Here is a 7,287-nt window from a genome sequence, read left to right on the forward strand (position 1 = left end):
CCGCCCTTTCCGATTCGTCTGGACCGTGCGTCGACCGTGCGGCGGGCGGGGCCCGCCGCGCCGTCACTCGGCCGCGCCAGCCTCGCCGGCGGCGTCCTTCTTGGCCTCGAGGTCCTCGCCGGTGGTCTGGTCGACGACCTTCATGGAGAGGCGGGTCTTGCCGCGCTCGTCGAAGCCGAGCAGCTTCACCTTCACCCGGTCGCCTTCCTTGACGACGTCGGAGGGCTTCGCCACCCGCTCCTTGGCGAGCTGGGAGACGTGCACGAGGCCGTCCTTGGCGCCGAAGAAGTTCACGAAGGCGCCGAAATCCACCACCTTCACGACGGTGCCGTCATAGATCTGGCCGATCTCCGGCTCGGAGGCGATCGACTTGATCCAGTTCAGCGCCGCCTTGATCGACTCGCCCGAGGCGGAGGCGACCTTCACGGTGCCATCGTCCTCGATGTTGATCTTGGCGCCGGTCTTCTCGACGATCTCGCGGATGACCTTGCCGCCCGAGCCGATCACTTCGCGGATCTTGTCGACCGGGATCTGGATCACCTCGATGCGCGGGGCATGCTCGCCCAGCTCGGCGCGGGCGCCGGTGAGGGCCTTGCCCATCTCGCCGAGGATGTGGAGGCGGCCGTCCTTCGCCTGGGTCAGCGCGACCTTCATGATCTCCTCGGTGATGCCGGAGATCTTGATGTCCATCTGCAGCGCGGTGACGCCCTTGTCGGTGCCCGCGACCTTGAAGTCCATGTCGCCGAGGTGGTCCTCGTCACCGAGGATGTCGGAGAGCACGGCGAAGCGCGAGCCTTCCAGGATCAGGCCCATGGCGATGCCCGCCACCGGACGGCGCAGCGGCACGCCGGCGTCCATCAGGGCGAGCGAGGTGCCGCAGACGGTGGCCATGGAGGAGGAGCCGTTCGACTCCAGGATCTCGGACACCGCGCGCAGCGTGTAGGGGAACTCGTGCGCGGGCGGCAGGATCGGGCGGATGGCGCGCCAGGCCAGCTTGCCGTGGCCGATCTCGCGGCGGCCGGGCGAGCCCATGCGGCCGGTCTCGCCGACGGAGAAGGGAGGGAAGTTGTAGTGCAGCAGGAAGCGCTCCTTGTAGGTGCCTTCCAGGCTGTCGACGAACTGCTCGTCCTCGCCGGTGCCCAGGGTGGCGACCACCAGGGCCTGGGTCTCGCCGCGGGTGAACAGCGCCGAGCCGTGGGCGCGCGGCAGCAGGCCGGCCTCGGCGACGATCGGGCGGACCGTCTTGGTGTCGCGGCCGTCGATGCGCACGCCCTCGTCGAGGATGGTCCAGCGCACGATCTTGGCCTCGAGCTCCTTCAGCACCTCGGAGAGCTTCTGGCTCTCGGGCACGGCGGCGCCCTCGGCGGCGAGCTGCTCGTAATGCGCCTTGACCTTCGCCTTGGCGGCGCCGACCGCGGCGTAGCGGTCCTGCTTGCGGGCGATCTTGTAGGCGTCGCGCAGATCGGCCTCGATCAGGCCGCGCAGCTCGGCTTCCAGCGCCGCATTGTCCGGCGGGGTGAACTCGCGCGGCTCCTTGGCGGCCTTCTCGGCCAGGCGGATGATGGCGTCGATCACCGGCTGGAAATGGCGGTGGCCGAACATCACGGCGCCGAGCATGACGTCCTCGGGCAGCTCCTTGGCTTCCGATTCCACCATCAGCACGGCGTCGGCGGTGCCGGCGACCACGAGGTCGAGCGCGGTTTCCTTCACCTCGTCGACGGTCGGGTTCAGCACATACTCATTGTCGATGAAGCCGACCCGGGCGGCGCCGACCGGGCCCATGAAGGGCACGCCGGACAGCGTCAGCGCCGCGGAGGCGGCGACCAGCGACACGATGTCGGGGTCGTTCTCGAGGTCGTGCGAGAGGACGGTGACGATCACCTGGGTCTCGTTGCGGAACCCGTCCGGGAACAGCGGGCGGATCGGGCGGTCGATGAGGCGGGAGACCAGCGTCTCCTTCTCGCTCGGACGGCCCTCGCGCTTGAAGTAGCCGCCGGGAATGCGGCCGGCCGCGTAGGCCTTTTCCTGGTAGTTGACCGTGAGGGGGAAGAAATCGACCCCCGGCTTGGCCGCCTTGGCGGCGACGACGGTGGCGAGCACAGTGGTGTCGCCGTAGGACGCGAGCACGGAACCGTCCGCCTGGCGCGCCATCTTGCCGGTCTCGAGGGTGAGCGTGCGCCCGCCCCAGTCGAGTTCCTCGCGGTGAATGTCGAACATATGTATCTCTGGCTTTCCGAACCGGAGCCATGGGCAAGACGGCGAGAGGCTGCCCATCCGGGCCGGCCAGCCTCCGGCGATCCTGCCATGGCCGCCGTTTCAATCGAACGCGGCGAGCCCCATGCCCGCCGCTCCTTGGGACGTGGCGCGCCGGTCGCTTCCGGCGCCACCCTTGGTAGAGGCGGGCGCACCCTGCGGCGCGCCCGCGGCAGGGTTCAGCGACGGATGCCGAGGCGCTCGATCAGCGACTTGTAGCGGGCTTCCTCGGTCTTCTTGAGATAGTCGAGGAGGCCGCGGCGCTGGGACACGAGCTTCAGGAGGCCGCGACGGGAGTGGTTGTCCTTCGCGTGGCTCTTGAAATGCCCGGTCAGGTTGGAGATGCGCTCGGTGAGGATCGCAACCTGCACTTCCGCCGAACCGGTGTCGCCCGGCTTGGTGGCATATTCGGTGATGAGCGCCTGCTTGCGCTCGGCAGTGATCGACATCGGGATATCCTTTCCATCAAGGGGTCGAGATCGGGTGGGGGAGCCCCTCGGGGCGCCGCCCGCCGCTGCCTTCGGCCGGGCCGGGATGTCGTCCAGCACGGTCGAAACGGCAAAGGGTCGCGCGGACCGCATGTCCGCAACGCGCCGGCACCATACACGAAAACACCAGCGGCGCCAGACGTGAATCCCGGCACCGGAGGACCGGCGCCGGCCTCGCCTCAGCCCGCGCTGACGGCGTGGAAGATGCGGCGCGGCCAGATCTCGCCGCCCTCGGCCTCGCCCAGCGCCACCAGCCGGCCGCCGGCGGTGATCGCCACCGGCCCTTCGAGGATCGGGGCGTCGCGCCCGCGCAGCAGGATGCTCTGGCCGTGGCAGAGCCGCGCGGCGTCGGCCGGGCTCACCCGCAGCGAGGGCAGCGTGTCGAGGCCGATATCGACCGGGCGCAGCTTCTCCATCGGCGGGGTGGGATCGCCGCCTTCCGGCATGTCCCGCTCGGCGATGGCGCGCAGCGCCGCCAGCGGCACCAGGCTTTCCTCGGCGAAGGTGCCGACCCGGGTGCGCCGCAGCGCCGAGATGTGGCCCCGCGTGCCCAGCGCGCGGCCGAGGTCGCGGGCGATGGCGCGGACATAGGTGCCCTTGCCGCACAGCGTCTCGAACACCGCGTGGTCGGCGTCGGGCTGCGCCACCAGCTCCAGCCGGTGCACGACCACGGTGCGGGCGGCGAGTTCCACCACCACGCCGTCGCGGGCGAGGTCATAGGCGCGCTCGCCATTGATCTTCAGCGCCGAGAAGGCCGGCGGCACCTGCTGGATCTCGCCGCGGAACCGCGGCAGCGCCGCCTCGATGGCGGCGGCGTCGGGCCGCCCCTCGGCGGTCGCGACCGGCTGGCCCTCGCTGTCGTCGGTGTCGGTCTCGACGCCCCAGCGCACGGTGAAGCGGTAGACCTTCTCGCTGTCCATCACGAAGGGCACGGTCTTGGTGGCCTCGCCCAGCGCGATCGGCAGGCAGCCGGAGGCGAGCGGGTCGAGCGTGCCGGCGTGGCCGGCCTTCTTGGCGCCGAACATCCACTTCACCGCGCCCACCGCCTGGGTCGAGGTCATGCCGACCGGCTTGTCGAGCAGCACCCAGCCGTCGATGTCGCGCTTGGGGCGGCGGCGGCGGGCGGGCCCGCCCTGGCGGCCCTTGCCCCGCGGCGCGGCGCCATCGCGCGCCCCGGCGGCCTCGGCGGGGGCCGGCGCCGGGCCGGCCTCCGGCAGCAGGTCCTCGAACAGCAGGTCTTCCGGCAGCACGTCGGGCGGAAGCCGTTCGGCGTGGGCGCTCATGCGTCGTCTCCCTCGGTCTTGCCGTGGTCGAGGTCGCGGGCGACGTCGGGCGAGCGCAGCAGCGCGTCGATCCGGGCCCCTTCCTCAAAGGAGTTGTCGAGCCGGAACCGCAGTTCCGGGGTGAACTTCAGGTCGAGCCGGCGGCCGAGCTCGCCGCGCAGCGGGCGGGCATTGGCCTCCAGCGCCGCCAGCACGGCGGGGATGTCCCTGCCGCCGAGCGGCATGACGTAGCAGGTGGCGAGCTTGAGGTCGGGGCTCATCCGCACCTCCGGCACGGTGACCAGCACCCGGGCGAGCGCGGGGTCCGGCAGGTCGCCGCGGGAGAGGATGTCGGAGACGGCGTGGCGCACCAGCTCGCCGACACGGAGCTGGCGCTGCGAGGGTCCGGCGGCAGGGCCCGCCGTGGAAGCGCGTTTCATTCGGAATCGTCCTTGCGTCGCGGCCGGCCCGGCGCGAGGCGGGCAGCGGCCAACCGAGCGATGATGCGGCACACCGGCCGCCGGCCCTGGGGCCGGCACCGGTACGAAGCGGGGTCTGGGATCGTGAACCCGTCGCCGCCGCGCCACAGGGGCTCGGACCCTGCGGCGTGTCGCGCTGTCAGTGGACGGCGCCGGCCGGCGCCGCCCGTTTCCGTCCCGTCAGAGGGTGCGCTGCACCACCTCGACGCGGTAGCACTCGATCACGTCGCCGGCGCGCATGTCCTGGTAGTTCTCGAAGGACATGCCGCAGTCCTGGCCCGCATGCACCGTGTTCACCGCATCCTTGTAGCGGTTCAGCGTGGCAAGCTTGCCTTCGTGGATCACGACGTTCTCGCGGATCAGGCGGACATGCTGGCCGCGCTCGACGATACCGTCGGTCACGGTGCAGCCGGCCACCTTGCCCACCTTGGAGACCAGGAAGATCTCCTTGATCGTGGCGTTGCCCAGCATGGTCTCGCGCTTCACCGGCGCGAGCAGGCCGCCCATCGCCAGCTTAACGTCATCCACCAGGTCGTAGATGATGTTGTAGTAGCGGATCTCGATGCCGGCGCGGTCGGCAGCCTCGCGGGCTTCCTTGTTGGCGCGCACGTTGAACGCGATGATCGCCGCGCCGGCGGTCTCCGCCAGCGTCACGTCGCTCTCGTTCACGCCGCCGGCGCCGGAGTGGATGATGCGGGCCTGGACCTCGTCGGTGCCGAGCTTCTCCAGCGAGGAGATGATCGCCTCGACCGAGCCGGACACGTCGCCCTTGATGATCAGCGGGAATTCCTTGCGGCCCGCCGTCTTCGCCTGGCTCATCATCTGTTCCAGCGAACCGCGGACGGTGGCGGAACGGGCCGCCGCCTTCTCGCGCTTCTGGCGCTGGCGGTAGTCGGTGATCTCGCGGGCACGGGCCTCGCTGTCAACCACGGCGAGGCGGTCGCCCGCCTCCGGGGTGCTGTTGAAGCCCAGCACCTCGACCGGGAAGGACGGCCCCGCCGAGGCGACGTTCGCGCCCTTGTCGTCGATCAGCGCGCGCACGCGGCCCCATTCGGCGCCGGCCACCACGATGTCGCTGACGCGCAGCGTGCCGCGCTGCACCAGCACGGTCGCCACCGGGCCGCGGCCGCGGTCGAGCTTGGCCTCGATCACCGTGCCTTCGGCGGCGCGGTCCGGGTTCGCCTTCAGGTCCAGCACCTCGGCCTGGAGGCTGATCGCCTCCAGCAGCTTGTCGAGATTGGTGTGGGCCTTGGCCGAGACCTCGACCTCCAGCGTGTCGCCGCCCATGCTTTCGACCTGCACCTCGTACTGGAGCAGTTCGGAGCGGACCCGCTCGGGCTTGGCGTCCGGCTTGTCGATCTTGTTGATCGCGACGATCAGCGGGACCTTGGCCGCGCGGGCGTGGTTGATGGCCTCGACGGTCTGCGGCATGACGCCGTCATCGGCCGCCACCACCAGCACCACGATATCCGTCACCTTGGCGCCGCGGGCGCGCATGGCGGTGAAGGCGGCGTGGCCGGGGGTGTCGATGAAGGTGATCTTGCCGCCGAGCGGCGAGGTCACCTGGTAGGCGCCGATGTGCTGGGTGATGCCGCCGGCTTCGCCGGACACCACGTTGGCCTTGCGGATCGCGTCGAGCAGCGAGGTCTTGCCGTGGTCGACATGGCCCATGATGGTCACCACCGGCGGGCGGGAGACCAGCTCGTCCGCCGTGTCGGCGATGTCGAACAGGCCTTCCTCGACGTCGGATTCGGCGACGCGGCGCACCGTGTGGCCAAGTTCCTCGGCGATGAGCTGGGCGGTGTCGGCGTCGATCACGTCGGTGATCTTCACCATCTGGCCCTGCTTCATCAGCAGGCGGATGACGTCGACCGCGCGCTCCGCCATGCGGTTCGCCAGCTCCTGGATGGAGATGGTCTCCGGGATGACGACCTCGCGGGCGATCTTCTCCTTGGCCTCGACATGGCGGTTGCCGCTCATGCGCTGGGTGCGGCGGCGGAACGAGGCGACGGAGCGCTGGCGCTCCTCCTCGCCCGACTGGGCGGTGACCAGCGTCAGGCGGCCGCGGCTCTTGTCGCCACCGGCCGGCCGGGTCGGCTTGGCCGGGGCCGCGGGGCGCGCGGGGGCGCCGCCGGGGCCACGGCGCGCGGGACGACGGTCGTCGTCCTCGCTGTCCATGGCGCTCGGGCTGCGCGGGGTGGCGACGCGAGGCGCCACCGAGCCGGGGGCCTGCGGCGCCGGGGCGGACGGCGCGGTGCGGGCACCGGCCGACGCGGAGGGCTGGCCCTCGTCGCCGAAGCGCTTGCGGGCTTCCTGCTCGGACTTGCGCTTGGCCTCTTCCTCGAAGGCGCGGCGGGCTTCTTCCTCGCGCTTGCGGGCCTCGGCGGCCTCACGCTCGACCCGCTCCCGGGCCTCGCGCTCGGCGCGGCGGCGCGCCTCTTCCTCGGCGCGGCGACGCTCCTCCACCTCGCGGATGCGGGCATCCTGCAGGGCGGCGGTGCGGGCGCGGGCCTCTTCCTCGGTCAGCGACCGCAGCACCACGCCGGGACGGGACCCGGAGGGCGAGGGGCGCGGGCCGGAATAATTCGCGTTGGGCGAGGGATGGGTGCGGTTCGGCCCGCCGGACTGCGGACGGCCGGGCTGGCCACCCTGCGGGCGGCCGGGGGTCGAGCCCTGCGGGCGGGACTGCGCCGGCGACTGGGTCTGCGGCGGGCGCTGGCCCTGCGGGGCGCCCGGACGCTGGCCCTGCGGCGCGCCGGGGCGCGCGGGCTGCTGCGGCGCCAAGTCGGAGGCCAAGCGGGCTTA

General features: G+C 71.6%; 5 protein-coding genes. All 5 read right to left on the reverse strand.

Features of this window, described 5'->3' with window-relative positions:
* Positions 1 to 63 precede the first annotated feature (63 nt).
* Complete coding sequence (pnp, locus tag KHC27_RS12345) at positions 64 to 2,217, reverse strand: polyribonucleotide nucleotidyltransferase (protein WP_213339459.1); 2,154 nt, start codon at positions 2,215 to 2,217, stop codon at positions 64 to 66.
* A gap of 215 nt (positions 2,218 to 2,432) precedes the next feature.
* A complete protein-coding gene (gene rpsO / locus KHC27_RS12350; RefSeq protein ID WP_213339460.1) occupies positions 2,433 to 2,702 on the reverse strand; it encodes a 30S ribosomal protein S15 in 270 nt (89 codons plus the stop codon).
* A gap of 218 nt (positions 2,703 to 2,920) precedes the next feature.
* Complete coding sequence (truB, locus tag KHC27_RS12355) at positions 2,921 to 4,024, reverse strand: tRNA pseudouridine(55) synthase TruB (RefSeq protein ID WP_213339461.1); 1,104 nt, start codon at positions 4,022 to 4,024, stop codon at positions 2,921 to 2,923.
* Positions 4,021 to 4,443, reverse strand: a complete 423-nt coding sequence (gene rbfA / locus KHC27_RS12360; RefSeq protein ID WP_213339462.1) for a 30S ribosome-binding factor RbfA — start codon at positions 4,441 to 4,443, stop codon at positions 4,021 to 4,023. Before rbfA ends, truB begins: the two co-directional genes overlap by 4 nt.
* Positions 4,444 to 4,662: 219 nt before the next feature.
* Positions 4,663 to 7,266: a translation initiation factor IF-2 gene (infB, locus tag KHC27_RS12365; protein WP_213339463.1), complete on the reverse strand. Its 2,604-nt coding sequence runs from the start codon at positions 7,264 to 7,266 to the stop codon at positions 4,663 to 4,665.
* Between the last annotated feature and the right edge of the window lie 21 nt (positions 7,267 to 7,287).

It is taken from the genome of Ancylobacter lacus (assembly GCF_018390635.1).
GTDB lineage: Bacteria > Pseudomonadota > Alphaproteobacteria > Rhizobiales > Xanthobacteraceae > Ancylobacter > Ancylobacter lacus.

Coding starts and splice junctions, on each gene's coding strand:
- pnp (WP_213339459.1), bottom strand. CDS start 2,217: ATGTTCGACATTCACCGCGAGGAACTCGACTGGGGCGGGCGCACGCTC.
- rpsO (WP_213339460.1), bottom strand. CDS start 2,702: ATGTCGATCACTGCCGAGCGCAAGCAGGCGCTCATCACCGAATATGCC.
- truB (WP_213339461.1), bottom strand. CDS start 4,024: ATGAGCGCCCACGCCGAACGGCTTCCGCCCGACGTGCTGCCGGAAGAC.
- rbfA (WP_213339462.1), bottom strand. CDS start 4,443: ATGAAACGCGCTTCCACGGCGGGCCCTGCCGCCGGACCCTCGCAGCGC.